Origin of the sequence: Acinetobacter higginsii (genome assembly GCF_000369525.1) — a bacterium.
In the GTDB taxonomy this organism is placed as follows: domain Bacteria; phylum Pseudomonadota; class Gammaproteobacteria; order Pseudomonadales; family Moraxellaceae; genus Acinetobacter; species Acinetobacter higginsii.
Genome location: NZ_KB850072.1, coordinates 997,885 through 1,017,296, shown reverse-complemented (window position 1 = coordinate 1,017,296; position 19,412 = coordinate 997,885). Strand labels below are relative to the sequence as shown.

The 19,412-nt window shown below is 43.4% G+C and carries 18 protein-coding genes; 4 read left to right on the top strand and 14 right to left on the bottom strand.

Annotation, left to right across the window (positions count from 1 at the left end; translation table 11 throughout):
* Positions 1-15: 15 nt before the first annotated feature.
* Positions 16-894: a MaoC family dehydratase gene (locus F902_RS10735; RefSeq protein WP_005203352.1), complete on the bottom strand. Its 879-nt coding sequence runs from the start codon at positions 892-894 to the stop codon at positions 16-18.
* Positions 895-1,083: 189 nt separating this feature from the next.
* Positions 1,084-1,539 carry a GNAT family N-acetyltransferase gene (locus F902_RS10730; RefSeq protein ID WP_005203350.1) on the bottom strand — a complete coding sequence of 152 codons (456 nt, stop codon included), beginning with the start codon at positions 1,537-1,539 and terminating at the stop codon, positions 1,084-1,086.
* Positions 1,540-1,671: 132 nt separating this feature from the next.
* On the opposite strand from F902_RS10730, the gene dsdA reads away from it, so the two are divergent.
* Complete coding sequence (gene dsdA, locus F902_RS10725) at positions 1,672-2,997, top strand: D-serine ammonia-lyase (RefSeq protein WP_005203348.1); 1,326 nt, start codon at positions 1,672-1,674, stop codon at positions 2,995-2,997.
* Between the two features lie 74 nt (positions 2,998-3,071).
* On the opposite strand, the gene F902_RS10720 is transcribed toward dsdA, so the two are convergent.
* Both F902_RS10720 and F902_RS10715 read right to left on the bottom strand, forming a co-directional pair.
* Entirely contained in the window at positions 3,072-4,904 is a 1,833-nt protein-coding gene (locus tag F902_RS10720; RefSeq protein ID WP_005203346.1) for a DUF1302 domain-containing protein, read from the bottom strand.
* A 231-nt stretch (positions 4,905-5,135) separates the two neighbouring features.
* A complete protein-coding gene (locus F902_RS10715) occupies positions 5,136-5,729 on the bottom strand; it encodes an RBBP9/YdeN family alpha/beta hydrolase (protein WP_005203344.1) in 594 nt (197 codons plus the stop codon).
* Positions 5,730-6,028: 299 nt separating this feature from the next.
* Between F902_RS10715 and F902_RS10710 the strand changes: the two genes are divergently transcribed.
* On the top strand, positions 6,029-7,045 hold the full coding sequence (locus F902_RS10710) for an AraC family transcriptional regulator (protein ID WP_005203342.1): 1,017 nt from the start codon (positions 6,029-6,031) through the stop codon (positions 7,043-7,045).
* Positions 7,046-7,118: 73 nt separating this feature from the next.
* On the opposite strand, the gene F902_RS10705 is transcribed toward F902_RS10710, so the two are convergent.
* The 8 genes from F902_RS10705 to F902_RS10670 all read right to left on the bottom strand — a co-directional run bounded on the left by F902_RS10705 (position 7,119) and on the right by F902_RS10670 (position 14,568).
* On the bottom strand, positions 7,119-8,123 hold the full coding sequence (locus F902_RS10705) for a YeiH family protein (RefSeq protein ID WP_005203340.1): 1,005 nt from the start codon (positions 8,121-8,123) through the stop codon (positions 7,119-7,121).
* Positions 8,116-8,442 (bottom strand): Rieske (2Fe-2S) protein, encoded by a 327-nt coding sequence (locus F902_RS10700; RefSeq protein WP_005203339.1) that lies wholly within the window; start codon positions 8,440-8,442, stop codon positions 8,116-8,118. Before F902_RS10700 ends, F902_RS10705 begins: the two co-directional genes overlap by 8 nt.
* Before the next feature lie 5 nt (positions 8,443-8,447).
* Positions 8,448-9,095 carry a DsbA family oxidoreductase gene (locus tag F902_RS10695; RefSeq protein WP_005203336.1) on the bottom strand — a complete coding sequence of 216 codons (648 nt, stop codon included), beginning with the start codon at positions 9,093-9,095 and terminating at the stop codon, positions 8,448-8,450.
* On the bottom strand, positions 9,092-10,432 hold the full coding sequence (locus F902_RS10690) for an MFS transporter (RefSeq protein ID WP_005203334.1): 1,341 nt from the start codon (positions 10,430-10,432) through the stop codon (positions 9,092-9,094). The genes F902_RS10695 and F902_RS10690 overlap by 4 nt, the downstream gene beginning before the upstream one ends.
* A 122-nt stretch (positions 10,433-10,554) precedes the next feature.
* A complete protein-coding gene (locus F902_RS10685) occupies positions 10,555-11,607 on the bottom strand; it encodes a beta-keto acid cleavage family enzyme (protein WP_005203332.1) in 1,053 nt (350 codons plus the stop codon).
* 60 nt (positions 11,608-11,667) lie between these two features.
* Positions 11,668-12,516: a TauD/TfdA dioxygenase family protein gene (locus F902_RS10680; protein ID WP_005203331.1), complete on the bottom strand. Its 849-nt coding sequence runs from the start codon at positions 12,514-12,516 to the stop codon at positions 11,668-11,670.
* A gap of 11 nt (positions 12,517-12,527) precedes the next feature.
* Positions 12,528-13,514 (bottom strand): quinone oxidoreductase family protein, encoded by a 987-nt coding sequence (locus F902_RS10675; protein ID WP_026057552.1) that lies wholly within the window; start codon positions 13,512-13,514, stop codon positions 12,528-12,530.
* 163 nt (positions 13,515-13,677) lie between these two features.
* A complete protein-coding gene (locus F902_RS10670; RefSeq protein WP_005203329.1) occupies positions 13,678-14,568 on the bottom strand; it encodes a LysR family transcriptional regulator in 891 nt (296 codons plus the stop codon).
* Between the two features lie 102 nt (positions 14,569-14,670).
* Between F902_RS10670 and F902_RS22975 the strand changes: the two genes are divergently transcribed.
* On the top strand, positions 14,671-14,796 hold the full coding sequence (locus tag F902_RS22975) for a hypothetical protein (RefSeq protein ID WP_017402313.1): 126 nt from the start codon (positions 14,671-14,673) through the stop codon (positions 14,794-14,796).
* A gap of 19 nt (positions 14,797-14,815) precedes the next feature.
* Positions 14,816-15,973 (top strand): YbfB/YjiJ family MFS transporter, encoded by a 1,158-nt coding sequence (locus tag F902_RS10665; RefSeq protein ID WP_005203328.1) that lies wholly within the window; start codon positions 14,816-14,818, stop codon positions 15,971-15,973.
* Here F902_RS10665 and mobA read toward each other — a convergent pair.
* Positions 15,970-16,596 (bottom strand): molybdenum cofactor guanylyltransferase, encoded by a 627-nt coding sequence (gene mobA, locus F902_RS10660; protein WP_005203327.1) that lies wholly within the window; start codon positions 16,594-16,596, stop codon positions 15,970-15,972. The two genes, F902_RS10665 and mobA, sit on opposite strands and share 4 nt — an antisense overlap.
* Positions 16,593-19,373 carry a nitrate reductase gene (locus F902_RS10655; RefSeq protein WP_005203319.1) on the bottom strand — a complete coding sequence of 927 codons (2,781 nt, stop codon included), beginning with the start codon at positions 19,371-19,373 and terminating at the stop codon, positions 16,593-16,595. The genes mobA and F902_RS10655 overlap by 4 nt, the downstream gene beginning before the upstream one ends.
* Positions 19,374-19,412 lie beyond the last annotated feature (39 nt).

Here is a 19,412-nt window from a genome sequence, read left to right as displayed (position 1 = left end):
TGTCACCTTATTATTTTATGAATATTGACCCATTAAACAGATCTGTCCTGCCGAACCGACAACACGGACATACTTTTGCATCTGCTCAGAACTAATTTCCACTCGGTTATGTTCTGAAGGAAGTTTGACGGGTTTTAGGAAGCGGACATCGATTTGCTGAATTGGTTCTGGCAGTAATTCAAAACTACGTGCGAATACGCCAAAGCCATGCAGCACTTTTTGACCAAAGTTTGACAGTTTGGCTAATGGTGTAATCCAATGAATCGGATTAAAGTCACCTGTGAGTAAGGCAAATTTCAAACCATCATCTGAACGAGTCGACCATTCGCCTAATGTGTGCCAAAGCTTCGTGTCACTCGTTTCAGAGCGTTTGATTTTTTCAAAATGAGGCAGAATAAAAGCCATATGTAGCTGCGCTTCTACCAGTTCAGGTTCGGCAATTGTACCTGTGGTAATTTGAACTGAAATACGCGCTAAACCATTACGTTCATCTACATTGGCGATCTTGGCTTGGATGAGCAGCTTTTGATCTCTTGGAAGCTTACCATGAACCTTGAGACTTATGCCTTGATTGATGACTTGACTCAATGGATAGTTGGTTTGTAACAGCAAACGTGTTGCAAACGACAGTCCCCATTGCGACACCATATGCGGTGGAATTGAAGTTTGATATTTACTCGGCTCAGCACCACTCCAACTTACATAGTGGTCTATCAATTCAAGGCTTGGTGGGTCAATCACCTCATTAATCGATGCTAATGACTGCCAATCGACCTGTTGCGTGTGCTTATGCTTTTTGAGACTACGCAAACCAATTTTCCCAAGCCCTGTTAAAGTTGCCTGATGTTCAAATAAAAATTGCAATGGAATCTGTTGGTAACGAATCGCAAACATATGAAACTCCTGTTCCTTTTATTTTTCTCAGTTTTCAAACCATAATTGGGTTAATTCTAGTCCTGATTAGACAAGCCGGATATGGTTAAAAATCAATTAAGTTCCAAAATAGAACTCATTTAAATAAAGGTCAAGCACATTGGTCAGAAATTAATAATAAATAATCGTTCGATACTACAATTTATTTTCCTAAACATTGATATGGAGTAGCATCTCATAAGCCACTGTTTTTTCATTTTCAATTATATTTTTATTTACTTTAAATTCATGTTTTTTATAAAAATTTACTGCCGTTAAAGTAGATTCCAAACATATCATATGAATATTATTCTTTTTGCAATATTCAATCAGATGCTTCAGAAGCTTTTCACCAACGCCCTGATTTTGGAACACTGGCAATATATAATTTAGAAATAAGTTCCCATGCCTAGACATACATATAAATCCAACCACTTTTCCTGAAAAACAGTATAAAAAACAAATATTATTTTTAATCCATTCGCTTACATTCTCTTCTGTTTTATTTTCTAACCAATCATGAATAATCGTGGTATCACCCTCATGATCAAGCGTGCACGATAAAATACTTTCTTTTATAACATTAAGAACTTCAAGTGAATGTTCAGCTTTAGCAGGTATAATCACTATTCACCCTCTTACTATCCTATCTATAATAAGATTTATGACTTTGACGAAATACACGAACAATACAACACCAAAAGTAAAGTTTTCTAGGCTGTACAAACCAACCTCAATTTAAACTTTTTGAGCACCTGTATGCAATCAGATCAAATCCAAAACCTTGTTACACACTATCCTATTGTTAAAGACCTGATTGAACTTAAAGAGACAATCTGGTTTAACCCGTCATTCACCACGCTTGAGCAAGGCTTGCCTTATGTTGGGTTGACGCAAGCCGATATTGATGATGCTCGCGACCGTTTACAGCGTTTTGCACCCTACCTCATGGCTGTTTTTCCAGAAACCCTTGCAGCTCAAGGCATCATTGAGTCTGATCTGATCGATATCCCCAATATGCAGCAATCACTTGAAACGCACTTCGAGCAAAAAATTGCAGGCAAACTATGGTTGAAAAAAGATAGTCATCTCCCTATTTCGGGATCGATTAAGGCACGAGGTGGTATCTATGAGGTACTTTATCGAGCCGAGCAGCTTGCGCTACAAGCCAATTTGCTCGCTCTTGACGATGATTATGCCAAACTGAATAGCCCAGAATTTAGAGCGTTTTTTAGCCAATACAGTATTGCAGTCGGCTCTACAGGCAATCTTGGCCTCTCGATTGGCATCATGAGTGCAAAGTTAGGCTTTGATGTGACCGTGCATATGTCAGCCGATGCACGACAATGGAAGAAAGACAAGTTGCGTGCTCATGGTGTAACCGTGATTGAGTACGAACAAGACTATGGTGTTGCAGTAGAAGCAGGCCGAAAAGCAGCATTAGAAAATCCAAATTGTTTTTTTATTGATGATGAAAATTCCAAAACATTATTCTTAGGTTATGCCGTTGCAGGTGAACGTTTAAAGAAACAGTTAGATCAACAGCGTATTGTTGTGGATCAAGCACATCCTTTATTTGTTTATTTGCCTTGTGGTGTCGGTGGCGGGCCTGGTGGCGTTGCATTTGGTCTAAAAATGGCATTTGGCGATCATGTACATTGTATCTTTGCCGAACCCACTCATTCCCCATGTATGTTACTTGGCGTATCAACAGGTTTACATGATGAAATTTCAGTTCAGGATATTGGCATTGACAATATTACGGCGGCAGATGGTCTCGCTGTAGGACGTGCTTCGGGCTTTGTTGGTCGTGCCATGCAACGATTATTAGATGGTTTTTATACATTGGATGACCCAACCATGTATCGCTTGCTCGGAATGCTCAACCAGTCTGAAAATCTGAAACTTGAGCCTTCTGCACTCGCAGGTATGCTGGGGCCAGTTTTAGTTAGCAAACATCAAGATTACAAGGATCTACATCAATTTACTGAACAGCAGTTACAGCAAGCGAATCATATTGTGTGGGGAACAGGTGGCGGGATGGTTCCCGCAGAAGAAATGCAAAATTATCTAGCACAAGCTTAAAGCCCTTTACTTAGGCTCAAACGGCGCGACAAAAGCCACGCTGTTTGAATACTTATATGATTTACTTAAACGAGTTAAAAACTATATTTAAAGGCAAGTGATATAAAGTCTCTGTCATCAATGGTACTAAAGTCATTTGAACCAAAAAAGTTTTGATACACAACTTCTGCTGAATATTTTTGTTGAAAGTTAGCAAATACTGCGGCAGCCAGACTTATTTGCCCTTGCTGAAAATTTTGGCTATATCCAGATATATCATGGCGGAAAGTTAAACTGGGTGTAATCACCGTTGCTGGTAAAAGACCTTGATAACTTAGAGCAGCACGTAGCCGATAACCATATGACCATTCACTAAAAAAACCGTCTTTATTGCAATAACGCTCATTCAAACGATCAACAGCAGCATTCGGAAGATTTGCTGTACCATATGGCGTACACTTAAACTCACCTGTTTCTGAATCGTAAGCGCCAGTTGATAATTCACTGCGACCAAAAACCCCAACTCGGCCAAAGCGATGATTGCCAATATTGGCGATATGATTCACAGCGAATTCTGCCCCCCAAGACAAACGATCTGCTTTTAAAATGCCTGCAATGCTATCAGTGGCGCCAATGGAGAATTGTGTGACTGGCAAACGGACATATCCTTGCAGATACTCGCCAAACTCAGCAGCAACACCTGCAGGTTTAAGTGGTGTTTCTTTTGAGAGCACCTGCGCATAGACAATATCTGTTCCATTCAGCTGTAAGGGTTGATTGGGTTTATAGCTCAACTCACTGAATAGCTGGGTTGTGCCTACCTTTCCACTCAGGCTTAGACCATAGATCTTGATATTTTCAGGATAAATTGAGAAAAAACGTGCTGTTTTAAAGTTTTCAACGCCCGCAGCAGTCACGGCGATACCATCAAAGTTTGCATTTCGATTATGATAGTTGGCAAAATAAAAACCCAATTCAGCTTGATTCAGGCTCGATAAGTTTCGTTTCAGTGCAACACCATATTGCCCACTGTCTTTTGCATAATGACTGGCTGAACGAGGGATATAAGTTTGCGCCTTGTCAGCAGTTTCAGTTAACTTATCACCCGGTGTCACCGTTAACATAATCGGTCCACAATTTTCGGGGACAAAATCTGAAATTGCAAAAAACGTCCCACAGCCATCTACCACCGACGGTCTAAACTTGAATTGATAGAAGCCTTCTAGTTTTAAGTTTGGTTGAATCGCGGCTTCAAAAGACAACATCTCAACTGGAATTATCCGTTCTTTGGCTTCGCTAGCAGGTCGATTGATGGCAGCAAAATCAAAGGCGCTGACCGAGTTGAGACCATTTTGGAAAAATTGGGATTTCCCCCAATTCAAGCGATGTTTACCCAATTTCAGGTTGAGAGACTGCTTGGAATCAAATTCGATATTTTTCCAGAGATAGGCATCCCATAACTCAATTCCTTTAAACTTCACTAAGTTTGGCCATTTAGAATCATCGAAAGGTTTTAAATCACCTTGCCCAGTTTCATAGGCATGGTCATACCAGTATTTGGCGCTCAATACCGCACCTTGCTGTACCCCGTTTAAACGAAATTCGGTTAAACCTTTAACGATTTGAGAAATGGTATCACCACGATTGAAGTTGGCACGTCCATCATCACCGTTAATATCTACACTCAAGCCATTTTTACCCATATGATTGGCATCGGGTTTATATAACAATGCGGCTGATGGCGCTTGGGTACTCCAGCTGGCCCCCAGAGCAATTGTCGTATTGCTTTCTAAACCCCAATCTTCATTGATTTGATAATTGGATGCAGAAGCATCTGAAAGTGAGCACAGCAATCCCAACAGCAGCGTTGTTTGAGCTAAAATAGCAGTGGTTATTTGTTCATTTGAATCTTTAACATGATAAACCATACCATCTCCATATCGATATGATGTATGAATAATTAACACCTGACCCATTCAGCAAAATGCAATCATTTTCAGGTCGTTCTATTTTTGTTTTAAGCAACTGGGCTCAAACCCTGCCTTTCGATGGGTCTTTATGCTTCAAGGCATGCTTTACTTAAATGCGAAATCAAAGAAATCTAGCCAAACATGGCTCGGCATAAGACAATGTTTTAGGTTGGTTTGTAGCAAGATTAATTATGCAATCAGGCTCGGTTGATCGACCTTGCAATCCAATTGCTGAATCAATTGTTCTGCCTGAGGCCACGGACCAAACCCAGATACAGGATTGAGATGCCCGACAGCACCTAGATTAATCAATACACTGCCCCATGTTTTCGCCATTGCCGCCACGGCATTAAAATGCGCTAGTGGATCATTGACACTAGCAGCCACAATACTTGGAAATGGCAGCACTTGATTAGGCAATGGCGACCATCCTGCTTGTCTGAGCATTTTGGGTGAAGGATAATGTTCTGGCCAAACGTCATTCAAGTCAGGTGGTGTCACCAACAATGCCCCTTGAATAGCGTGTTGATATCGCGTGGCCCAATGTATCGCCATCAGTACCCCTGCGCTATGCGCCACCAGAATCACTGGACCTTGTATTTTTTCCAGTTCAGCCTGTATCGCAGCAACACGTTTTGCACAGTTGAGCTTATCTTCTTGCAAAGGTGGTACTGAACGGACCTTGGCTAAGCGTGTTTCTAAAATGGTTTGCCAATGCGAAGCCACATGGTCACGCAAACCTGGGATAATTAAAACTGTCGCCTCAGTTTGTATTTTTTCCATCTTTACACCAATCAACCCTTGCTTTGATAAAAATAACGGGGACGCATCACGTCATATTCAACATAGAGGGTCAATAGAGCGACGGATATACATGGCACGACAGGCACTTTTCATTTGATGACAGCGCGCTTCAAACGATCTCATATATATCAATATGCTTAGCAGAAAAAGTCGCTTCAAAAACAATAATCATCATGCCAACATCAATTTATATAAGCCTTAGTACTTTTCCAAACAGCATATTTTAGTTATAAATACAGCATAACTAGGAAGGTTATTTTAAAAATCGGGAGATCAGCATGGTGCCACTCGCCCATACTGCTGTGCTTAAAAATTATTTAGCTGTCAGCCAGCAATTAGACCTGAATCCATACCAACTGTTGTCCGATGCAGGCATCTATCCTGCACAGCTACAAGATAGTGCACAGCGTATTCCCGTAGACAAAGCGGTGACGCTACTGGAACAATCAGCACAGTTAAGTGGTTGTGAATACTTTGGTTTGCATATGGCAGAACAACGTCAACTCGCAGATTTTGGTGAGCTGAGTTTATTATTGAGTTATCAACATACCTTGCGTGATGGCTTATACACCCTTGTGCAGTATCGAAATCTAATCAATAACGCATTGGAAATGTATATTGAAGAAGTCGGTCATACCGTCATTATTCGAGTCGAGGTAATTACTGCAGCAACAGAATACAGTCGCCAAGCCATCGAGCTTGCTTTAGGCATTACCCACCGCTTCTGTGCTGCTTTTTTGCAGAAATGGCACCCTTTGAGTATTCATTTTACCCACGATGCCCCACATGATACGGCGATGCATCAACGTATGTTTGGTTGTTCGCTAGAGTTTGGCAGCGAATTTAACGGCATTGTCTGCAATGCAACAGAATTAGATAAAACCAATCCACATGCCAATACCACGATGCTGGCACATGCCAAACGTTTTCTTGAAACGGATCTATTGCATCGGGAAAGAGAATCTTCAATTATTTTTGATATTCGTAAAAGTATTCATCTGCTGTTACCGATGGGACGGGCCACAATTGATCAAGTCGCCCATACTCATGGTATCAACGTCCGTACCCTACAGCGCCGACTGGAAGCTGCGCATACCAACTTTAGTGTGTTGATCAACGATGTGCGCCGCAATCTCGTTTTTCGCTATCTAAAAAACCTGAATTACTCTCTAGGACAGGTCTCGGATATTTTAGGTTATTCAATGCCAAGTTCTTTTACCCGTTGGTTTAGCAGTGAATTTGGTATGTCGCCCACCACTTGGCGGAATAATAACAAGACAGTTATAAAGTCCTAAACACAAGGTTTAGAGATCAAAGCCGACTACTTGTCTTTGATCTCGACAGCATATGATGATGAGGTATTGCTCTCTAAAACATCCAATGCATTAACAGTAAAACCAATACCACCAAAAAAATGGTTTCACCCAACATCAGTAAAATCGGCTTGATTCCAACAGAAGCCAGTTCCTTCAGTTGTGTTTTCATGCCTAAGGCACTAATTGCAATCACTAAACACCATTTCGATAATTCATTCACCCCTTGCTGTAGCATGCTTGGAACCCAACCCGTGCTATTGATACAGGCAAGAACTAAAAAACCAACGGCAAACCAAGGCAATAAAGGTGGATGTTTGCCTGTAGCGTCTCCACCTTGCATACGCGTGATCATTGCCGCACAAATAATGACAGGCAATAACATGGCAACCCGCATCAATTTAACTACGGTTGCAGTATCACCTGTTTCTGGCGACATGCTATAACCCGCGCCTACAACTTGTGCGACGTCATGGATAGTTGCCCCTAAAAACACACCTGCCTGCTGTGGCGATAGTTCTAACCATCGTGCAATCATCGGATAAACAATCATAGCCAAAGTGGACAATGCAGAAACACCAATGACAGTGAATAAAGTGGCTTTTTCTTTTTGAGGATGTTGAGGAAATGCAGCGGAAAGCGCTAAGGCTGCTGATGCACCACAAATTGCAGTTGCACCGCCGGTCAACATCCCGAAAAGTTTTTTAAAACCCAGAATTTTAGCCGTGATTACTGAAACTGAAATTGTCACGATCACCAATGTGATCACCAGTACAATCGGTTGCCAGCCCAACGCGGTAATTTGTCCTAGCGTAATCCGCATCCCCAACAAGGCAATCCCGATGCGTAACACTGTTCGTGCCGTAAATTCGATGCCTGCTTTACATTGACTTTCACTAGAAAGAAAGTTCAAACCCATTCCCAACAGCAAAGCAAATAACATCACAGGTGCACCATAATGCTCTGAAAGAAAACAGGTTGCTGCTGCAACAACGGTACTGACAATAAGGCCTGGCATCAACTCACGGGTACGCAGACGAAAATCCATGAATTTAGTCATTGTTTTCTCCTGTATCTATCAGGATAAATAGCTGCGCTGCATCGACTTCAACCGGATAGGTCGCCACTTTTAAATGCTTTGAATTCAACATATATCCCGTCGCCAGATCAAAAACCAAACCATGGGCACAACAACGAATCGCTTGTCCTTCTAATTTGCCGCTAAATAAAGATGCACCTTGATGCGGACAGCGATCTTCAATCGCATAAAACTGTGTACCAATATGAAACAGTGCAATATTTTTCCCCTCAATTTGGAGAAAAGCTCTCGCACCTGATACTGGGATTTTTTCTTGTGGAACCTGAAAACGAATAGTCATTGTCCTTATCCTTGTACCACCAAGGCTTCTAACATAGCTTGATAGAGCACATCGACTGAATGCGCACCAGCCAAGGTCAGGTAACCATCAAAAATAAAATAGGGTACGCCGTTTGCCCCTGTATAAGTCGACTGAAAAGACGGATTGACTTCCGACCATCCACGGCCCTGTTCATTCACCGAGTAACCACATTGCTTGAGAATCCTTTGCAACACAGCACTATCTCCCAAGTTTTCACCTGCTTCAAAATAGGCAGCAAAAAGCTGTTCCAATAAATGCTCTGCTTGCTGCGCTGTTCCCAGTTTTAAAACGCTTTGAAACAGATGATGCGCTTGAGCCGTATTTGGCATCCATTTGATTTTTTCAAAATGCAGCTCGACACTAACTGTCTTGGCTGCCTGACGCACTTGGGTTTGGCGTTGTTTTACAGCGTCTAAACTGCCCAATCGTTTTTGATAGAACTGTTTGAAATCGACACCTGCTATCGGAATCTCAGGAAGTAGCTGCATACCATGCCAATGTACAATGACCTCAATCTCTGGATCACTTTGCTTTAATTGCACAATTGCAGCCTGTAACTGACGTTTGCCAATCAAGCACCACGGACAAATAAAATCAAAAAAGACATCGATATTTAATTCACGCATCATCATTTTTCTTCCGCACCACATGAACGAGTACTGTCTAGATTGGGTAAAACGGCTTGCTCAGTCAGTCGTGCAATATCTTGGTGGTAGTAATTTTTGGCATAGAGAAACACGGCTGCTGCGACCATACTGACCAAAGGCATTAATTGAAAGGCATGATCTAAACCAATCACATCAGAGAGCTTGCCGATGACGAGAGGGCCAAGTGCCAATCCCAACAAATTATTGGCTAAGGTTAAGGTCGCGAAAGCTGTACTGTGTACGCTGTTATGGGTGAGATTGGCCACCATTGCACTGGATGGGCCATTGGTTCCCAGCGCAATAAACATCCCCATGCATATCAGCAACAATTGGGATTTTCCTGCAGGCATTGCAAACGCAATCGAAAGTAGTACGCAACTCCCGATACAGTAGCCAATTGCTAAACTCACCTTACGATCTGGGCAGTTTTGACCAAAGCGATCACTAAGCATGCCACATAGAATGCTCCCGACCGCACTACACAGTACAATCACGGCGGCTAGCACACCTGCAGAATCAGTATTCATGCCGTAATAACGATTTAAATAACTCGGCATCCACACAATGACGGTGCCGCCAACAAACAGTTGAAAGCCACTACCGATATAGGTTGCGATCACTGATCGACTTGAATAAATCGTGCTTAAACATTGTTTGCTCTGTTGCTGTTTCTGAGTGTTGTGGGATGTTTTGCTGCTTAGATTGACTCTTTTTTCTTTCACCACCATGGGATAGAGCAAAGCCAAGATCAAACCAAACAATGCCATACCACCAAATGCCCAACGCCAGCCAAAATGCTCTGCCATCACACCGCCCAGTGCCATCCCGAGAAATGAGCCGAATACCCCACCTGCCATAAATGCACTGGCCAGCGTAGCTCGCATTTCGCGTGGAAAAATCGCCACTACCACTGCAATGCCAACACTGCCATAAGCAGCCTCACCCACACCGACCATAAAACGGGCCACAAACATTTGCTGATAGTTTTCAGCAACAGCACAACCCAAAGTCGCCAGACTCCATAGCACCGCCATAATGACCAAGCTTTTCACGCGTCCAAAACGGTCCGCCAGTAAGGATAAGGGCAAAGTTAAGATCCCGACCATCAACGCGACAATACCGCTCAATAAGCCAAGCTGACTGTCGGTCAAGGCCCATTCAGTTTTAATCAATGGAAATACCGCATTTAGCACTTGCCGAGACATATAGTCTGAAATCAACAAGCCAAATGTCAGTGCAAATACCAGCCATGCATAACGGCGCGGGACATTCATTGAGGTATCAACATGATCCGTATCCACGGTATATGGATGAGCACCCATAGGGACCTCCTTGTTGTATTGTTATCATTTCTATTTTTTGATTGCAGTACGTGGCTAGCCACTTGAATACCTTTGCTGCGTACTGCATTTTATTGTGACGTTCAATCCATTGCTGCTCAGACTTAATGGCGCTGAGGTACGCCTTTTTGTTTTGCTTGACGATTTGGTGACATACCATTGGCCTGCAAAGTTTCTTCAATACTTTGATATTGCACACCAATCCGATAGATTTCTCGTGCCTCTGGGCCTGTTGCCACTTCACGACCTAATTCATGTGCAATACGTACAGTTTGCTGAATTTGCTGTACAGATGAGAAGCGCTGACCACGATGATCGATAATGGTATCTTCATTACCAACCCGTGCATGAAAACCCATCGCCATCGACATGGTATTGAATGGCAATACATTTTTAAGCAATGATTCCGAAGTCAGGGTGCAACCATCTGGTACACGGTGAATAAAATTAAAGAAGTTAAATGGATTGGGTCCATCGAATCCGCCGCCAATTCCAATCCAAGTCAAATTCAATGGCCCCATGTATAAGCCTTTACGTACCATCCGTTCTAGGGTCTCTAGGCCATGCATTCCAGTCAGTTGAAAATGCGGCTGAATATTATTTTGGCAAAGGCGTTTTAAATGCTCTGCGACCCATGCTGGCCCTGCTGGCACAGTCATTTCAGCATAAGCTTCCTGAATTGCAGGATGTGCCAAAGATGTGCCTTCCAAATATTCTGGATAGAGCAACTCCATAATATTCATTTGTGTGGTGTTAATTGCGACCGTAACCTGATCAGGTTTTGGTGTTAATTCAGCCAGCATATGACGGGTATCATCACTCAGCCACAAAGCCGCTTCACCTTCGCTCTCAGGTGCAAAGGAGATTGAGCCACCCACTTGAATAATCATATCGGGTACGGCTTCACGCACCCCAGCAATCAGTTCATTAAACTTGGACAAGCGTTTAGAACCTTTGCCGTCCAGTTCACGCACATGCAAATGCAGTACAGTTGCACCTGCCTCATAGCATTCCACTGCTTTCTGAATCTGCTCATCCATGGTCACTGGGATGTCTTCGGGAAAGTCCTCTGGCATCCACTCAGGTCCATACGGCGCAACGGTAATGACCACTTTTTCCATATTTTCTGGGTGCAAAGAATCGTCAAAGAATTGCATGTGCATCTCCTGTTTATAATTTATAAAACGGTATTGAATTAAAAAGCTTGGATTTGGAATTTAATAGGTTGCATCACCGACAATGCCTGCCCGCTCCATTTTCCGGTGGCATGGCGGGTAATCCATCACGGCATAATGTTGGGTACTTCGATTATCCCAAATAGCGATGCTATTCGGCTCCCAACTCCAGCGCACCTGATATTCAGGAATCGCCGCTTGGGTGATTAAGTAACGCAGTAGATCTCCTGCACCTGGATTAGCATCCTGCCCAAACCGTACGCGGTCTTTGGTGTGGTAATTACTAAAATGGGTGGTGAATGCATTGACGTAGAGAATCTGCTCACCTGTCTCTGGATGTGTTCGTACCACAGGATGCTCAGCATCTGGAAACTGTGCCTTCAATGCCAAACGTTTTTCGATAGGCATGGCAGCCCCAAAACTGGCTTCGATACTGTGATAGGCACGTAAAGGCGCAATCTTTTCCTTGATATCTTCAGGCAAATTTTCATAGGCCATGACCATATTGGTCCACATGGTATCGCCGCCAACAGGTGGACATTCCACACAACGCAGTACACAGCCCATCGGTGGAATTTTGCGCCAGCTGGCATCGCTATGCCATGCATTTTCATATCGGTCAATCGGGCTGTCAGGATGTTTATAAATTTGTACCAAACCTGGATGATCTGGATGACTCCCCACCGCAGGATGATCCTCCAACGGCCCAAAGCGTTCGGCAAAAGCCACATGTTCAGCCCGCGTCATCTGCTGATTACGCAAGAACACCACGCGGTGCTTAAGCAATTGCGTCCGAATTTCCGCGAATAGCCCATCATCATGAATCGCATCGGATAAGTGGACACCACGCAGTTCTGCGCCAATATTGCAAGTTAGCTGTTCAATTTGCATCAGAAATCCCTTCAAATTACAAAAATGGATGAACCTATGGTTTTACGTGCTTCCAGATCACGATGTGCTTGTACGGCATCTTCAAGTGCATAGCGATGATTGATCTCGATCTTGATGCGTCCACTGCTGACATGATCAAACAGTTCCTTGGCTAAGGCTCTTTTTTCTTCTGGATCGGCAATATAATCGGCCAAAGCTGGACGGGTGATAAACAACGAACCTTTCATTGCCAATAACACAGGGTTAAAGTCAGGAATTGGCCCTGATGCGGTACCTACACAAACCAATAGGCCACGGCGTTTGAGTGAGTCTAATGAGGCCATAAAGGTATTTTTGCCCACACTATCAAAGACCACATTGACCCCAATGCCATCGGTCAACTCACGCACCCGTTCTGCCACATTCTCATGGCTATAATTAATCACATGATCACAGCCATAGGCACGTGCTACCGCTTCTTTTTCATCCGTCGAGGTGGTCCCAATCACGGTTAGCCCCAACAGTTTGGCCCATTGCGATACAATCAGCCCCACACCACCTGCGGCTGCATGTAATAAAATGCAATCGCCTGATTTAAAGTCATAGATACGACGCATCAGATACGCTGCAGTTAAACCACGCATGGTCATTGCAGCCGCAGTTTCACAGGAAATATCGTCAGGGAGTTTGATTAATGCATCTGCGGCAATAAGGCGTTCGGTGCTATAAGCGCCAAGCGTATTCAGAAATCCTGTATAGGTGACGCGATCACCCACCACAAAATCGGTTACGCCATCACCCACCGCTTCGATAATGCCAGAGGCTTCGACACCCATACCATTTGGTAAGGGAATCGGATAAGTCCCATCGCGGAAATAGGTATCAGCATAATTGAGGCCCACCGCTACATGGCGTAGACGTACTTGACCAACCGCAGGTGCGCCGACTTCGATGTCCTCATAGCGCATCACCTCTGGAGTCCCTGTTCCGTAGAACCGTATCGCTTTATTCAACGTCATTTTCCTGCCCATCTTGTATTTTTATTAAGTGCCGAAGCCATATGACTAAAAAATACAATACTCAGGAGAATGTCGACTTTACTTAACACGACACGGACATCACCTTTGGCGACAAATACACAATCGACATGATTGTTTTATAGGACGGCACAAAGCTTAGGGGTTATTTCTCAAGCTGCTGATTCATGCCTTTCACATGCTCAACAAAATGATGCATATTGGTTGCCCATGTGCTCATATCACGATGTGCAATCAGGTAGGTATTGATCTGCGCTGTAGCCGAGTCAATGGGATGAATCTTCACACTTTGGGCAAAATGAGATTGCTGTACATAGCTGATCGGTAAAATTGCAAGGCCAACATCTAGACTGACACAGCTGATAATACCATCTAGGCTGCCCATTTCAATCACGTTGGCTGCAGGTAAATGATGGGAAAATAAGAACTGATCAATCGCTTTGCGGTAACTACAGCCTTGTTTAAAGGCTATAAATTTCTTTTGAATCAGATCGTCATTTGTAAGTCGTTCAGACACATGCTTTGAAGAAATAAGCACCAATTGCTCAGTCCAGACATGTAAATTGAACATCCCATCAATCGGTGCATGATGTGCTACAAATGCACAATCCAGCTTAGATGCATGGACCAAATCAATTAGATCTCGTGTGGGTGCGGTCGATAAGGCAAAAGGAAAATCTGGGCTGTGCTGTTGTAAATCGCGGATCAACACTGGCAGTCGAACCGCAGCCGTGGTTTCCATACTCCCAATCGCTAAAGGAAAATTGGCTGTCAGCTGACTATGGGAAAACGTGTCCAATAGCTCTTTTTGTAGATGCAGCATTTTTTCAGCATAACCATACAGTTGTACCCCAGCTCTGGTCGGTTGAATTGGGTTCTGCCGATGTAGCAACTCGACATTCAACTCTGTTTCCAGTTTTTTGATATGACTGGTGACATTGGATTGTACCGTATAGAGCGTTTTTGCTGCCTCTGAAAAACTGCCTAACTTCACCACCATCATAAAAATTTCTAAAGATTTAATCTGCATTGCCATCACTATTAGAGATAGTTAGTATCAATTCAAATCATTTTACATGATTAATAGCGCTTGTTTAAATAGCTATTCATTTCTCAACACCTAAAGATGGTTCAAACAATGTCTGGTACTAAGCTGTTATTTTTAATCAGTATTTTAAGTTGCTTCAGCTATGCACTCTATGTATTTGACTATAAATTTCTTGCCAAAGCACAACCTCTTGCGCATATGAGTCATAGCGACTAATTGTTGGAGTGAACAGGCTATGACTGAGCCAGCAAAAAACAGCAACCGTGCCCTGCAATCTGCGATCAGTGCAGCCTTGATTATGGCAATTGGTATGGGTTTCGGGCGCTTTGCGTTTACTGCGGTCTACCCGCATATGATTGATGAAGGCATCATCAATCTACAGCATGCCAGTTTGGCTGCTTCTGCAAACTATGCGGGCTATCTGTTGGGTGCTTTATTTGCGATCAAGATGAAACCACAGCAGAGTTATCTCGGTAGTATTGTTGCTACTGTGGGTAGCGTCCTTTGTCTGATCCTACTCAGCTGTATTGACACGATTGGCCTGATCATCTTGATTCGTGGTTTGGCTGGGGTTTTTAGTGCTTTCGCCATGGTGTCCGCCTCATTATGGTTGCTCGAACAGCAGAAACAAACACAACAAGCCCCCATCTTGTATGCAGGCGTTGGTCTCGGGATTGCACTCTCTGCCGAGCTGTTGGTTTTCGGCACACATCTCGGTTGGCATAGCAAAATACTGTGGTTATTGCTCGGTCTATCCAGTCTGGTCCTTGGTTGCATCGCGATGTTTGGTTTATCACAGGCTCAACCGAATACGGTTTCAACTCAGCAGATAGTGAGCACAAATCGCAAAACACCCCATGCCTACGCTCTGATTATGATTTATGCCTTGGCGGGTTTTGGCTACATCATTACCGCAACCTATTTACCTTTATTGGTGAAACAGGCCTTACCGAATATTGATGCGGCACAGATCTGGGCAATCTTTGGTTTAGGTGCGATTCCTTCGTGTTTTTTCTGGCATCGTATCCACCATAACTTCGGCACACAAGTCGCCTTATCCTCTAATTTAGGATTACAGGCTTTTGGTGTTGTATTGCCGATCATATTACCCACCGCTTTGGGTTATCTGTTAAGTGCATTACTGGTGGGAGCAACCTTTATGGGAACGGTGACCATTGCCATGCCTGTGGCACAGGATATCACTCGCCAAGCACAAAATAATTTAATTGCCTTAATGACCGTCGTCTATGGCTTGGGTCAGATCATAGGCCCAATCGTAGTGAATGCCCTATTCACGATCTATCATACGCTCAATAGCTCACTGATTACCGCGGCTGCGGCACTATTAATTGCAGCAGTAATTAGTCTGAAATCAGCTGAGGCGATCCATTAACCAGAAATAGATTGCTTAAAAACCTTCATCTGCTTGTATTGTTGCAGTTCATCGAATGAATTAATGCTATGACAAAATAGGCCTTGCTTTTGAAATGCCACCACCTGTGCATCCAATTGTTTAAAACAATCTCGTAGACTCAGTTTATTCTCAGCAATCGCTTGTCCCAACACCGATATACTTTCTCGCTTAAGTAAACAAAATGGATATAAAGCATCTCCATTGATATTGACATAAGCCACTTGTGCCTGCGGCTGCTTTTGCAAAGCACGATGCAGTTTGAGCACAACCTGATTGGGAATATAAGTCACATCACAGGGAATGAATAAAGCATAGTTGGCTTGCAAATGTGACCATGCACTTTTCATCCCCATCAAGGGCCCGAGAAAACCGTGCTGATCATCTGTATAGCATTCAATACTGGGTTCAATCTGTTTATATATCGAGTTATCACGGTGGCTATTCACCCAAATATGTTGAACCTGAGTCTTAAAACTTTCACAAATTTTTGACAGTTGAATCTGATCATCAAACTGTTGTAGCAGTTTGTTAGTCCCGTTCATACGACGCGCTTGCCCTCCCGCCAAGATCACTAGATCTGTAGCGGGATATTCTGTATTCATGCTTCTGCCTCCAATTGACAGGTTTTAATCAAGCCGCGTATCTCAGGTAAACAAGAACCACAATTTCCACCTGCTTTTAAACATGCCGTGACTTGTTTTTCATGGGTGATGTTTTGCATTTTGATGGCTTCGATAATCTTATTTTTACCCACTTTAAAACAACTACAAACCAATGGTCCATCGTTATTTGAAGCAGACATTGGCATCCCTGCCAGCAAAGCTTTACGATGCAAGGCACTCAAACGTTCACGTTTAAATAGACTCGCCACCCAATCCCGATTTGGCAATAGATCGACAGGCGCAATATATAAACTGGCAATCAAAACACCGTCTTTTAAAATCACGCTATGGCTGAGCTGCGATGAAATATCCTCCAGACTTAACCATTCATAGGTTTCATCCACAAAAGGCAGGAAGCTTTTCAGATTCTTTTGGGTCTCATCAATACTGTGACGATCAGCAATTTCATAACGGATGGCTTTCGCTGTTTTGATCTTGGTCCACCATGCACAACGTTGTAAAGATGCTTTAATCTGATGTTCAAAGCCTTCACGGACATAGAGTACCCCTTGCCATGTGGTATGGAATGGCTGAATGGCTACAGGGGTATGCTTAAACTCTGGCTCACCTGAGATCGCATCCACCACAGGATTGACCACTTTACCAATCCGTGCATCAGAAGCGACTTGCTCAGTCCAGTGAATCGGGGCGAAGATTTGGCCACGACGCACACCTTGTGCCAGCGTCACACGCAATACACAACGCCCCCATTGTGAGCGGACTTCCACCAAAGCTTTATCACGGATACCAAATTTTAATGCATCATTCGGATGAATCTCGCAAAATGGTTCAGCACGATGCGTGGTGAGGTTTGCCGATAAACCGGTACGGGTCATAGTATGCCATTGGTCACGGATACGTCCCGTATTCAACACCAATGGATAATCTTCTGAGATGGCATGCACTGGATCAATGGCGACAGTAGGAATCAGTTTGGCTTTTTTGTTTTTATGACTAAAACTACCACGATCAAACAATTGCTCCACGACGATGCTTTGCCCTTTCTCCCAGACTGGCCATTGAGTTGGGCGTAAATGGTTATATTCATCCAGACTTAAATTCATTAAGCCTTTTAAATTGAAATAACGGAAGTTTTCGACCTGATCACGTTGGTCAACACTGGCATTTTGATAGGCCGATAAAGCCGCGTGTTCATTAAAAATGTCACAGGCATTGCTAAACTCAAAACCATGGAAACCCAGTTTTTTTGCAACCTCTGCCACCGCCCACCAATCCGCTTTGGCTTGCTTTGGTGGATTTAAAAAGGCACGTTGCCGTGAAATACGGCGTTCAGAATTGGTGACCGTACCATCTTTCTCTCCCCAACCTAATGCAGGCAACAACACATCTGCATAGGCTGTGGTATCAGTATCCGCACAAATATCAGAAACCACCACAAATTCACATTTTTCCAAGGCGCGTTTGACTTGATCTGCATCGGGCAAACTCACTACAGGATTGGTTGCCATAATCCAGATGGCTTTGATTTTGCCGCTTTCCACCGCTTGGAATAAATCAACTGCTTTTAAACCTGCTTGCTTGGCAATCACAGGACTATTCCAAAAGCTTTGCACCAGATGTTGATGTGACGGATTATCTAAATCCAGATGTGCTGCCAACATATTGGCCAATCCACCTACCTCACGACCGCCCATTGCATTGGGTTGACCCGTCATTGAAAATGGTGCTGCACCTAATTTGCCAATTTTTCCAGTGAGTAAATGACAGTTAATAATGCTATTGGCTTTATTCACACCTTGAGAAGACTGATTAACCCCCATCGAAAACAAGGTAATCACCTTTTCTGTTTGGGCAAACTTATCAAAAAACAGCTGTAATTTTTCTGCAGAAATTCCTGTACGTTTCACCAAAGCATTAAAATCTTGCTCGCTTTCACTCGCTGCTAGAAGTGCTGCTAAACCTTCGGTATAGGTCTCCACAAAATGATGGTCGATATAATCATGATGGTAGAGATGCTGAAATAGACCATTAAATAAAGCTACATCCTGACCAGGTAAGATCGGCAAATGTAAATCTGCTTGCTCGCAGGTACTGGTAAAACGAGGATCGACCACCACTACAAATAAATCTGGATTCTTGCTCTTGGCTTGCATGATACGTTGATACAATACGGGATGACACCATGCCGTATTAGAACCAACCAGAACCACCATATCGGTATGTTCAAAGTCTTCATAGCTAGCAGGTACGATATCTTCACCGAAGGCGCGTTTATGCGCTGCAACTGCAGACGACATACATAGGCGTGAATTGGTATCAATATTCGCTGTGCCCAAATAGCCTTTCACAAACTTATTCACCACATAATAGTCTTCAGTCAGCAACTGTCCTGAGACATAAAATGCAACGCTGTCTGCTCCATATTGATCAATACACGCTTGAAACTGATTTGCAATTTTCTCAATCGCCTGATCCCATGTCGTGACTTGACGATGATTTTTACGACCAAACATAGGCTGTAAGACGCGGGTTTCCAAGCCTAGCGTATCGGCTAAATTACTGCCTTTAATACAGAGTCGTCCAAAGTTTGAAGGATGCTCTAGATCTCCTGCAACTTGTACTGTCGTGCCATGCGTTTTATGTTGGACACTGACATCCACGCCACAGCCCACGCCACAATAGGGACATGTTGTTTTTGTAATAATTGTTTCTGCTTGATCGGAGCGACTGTGTTCTAAATTTTGAATACTGTTCATGACTGCCCCTTTTACCTAGTTAATCCGCTGAACTTTACA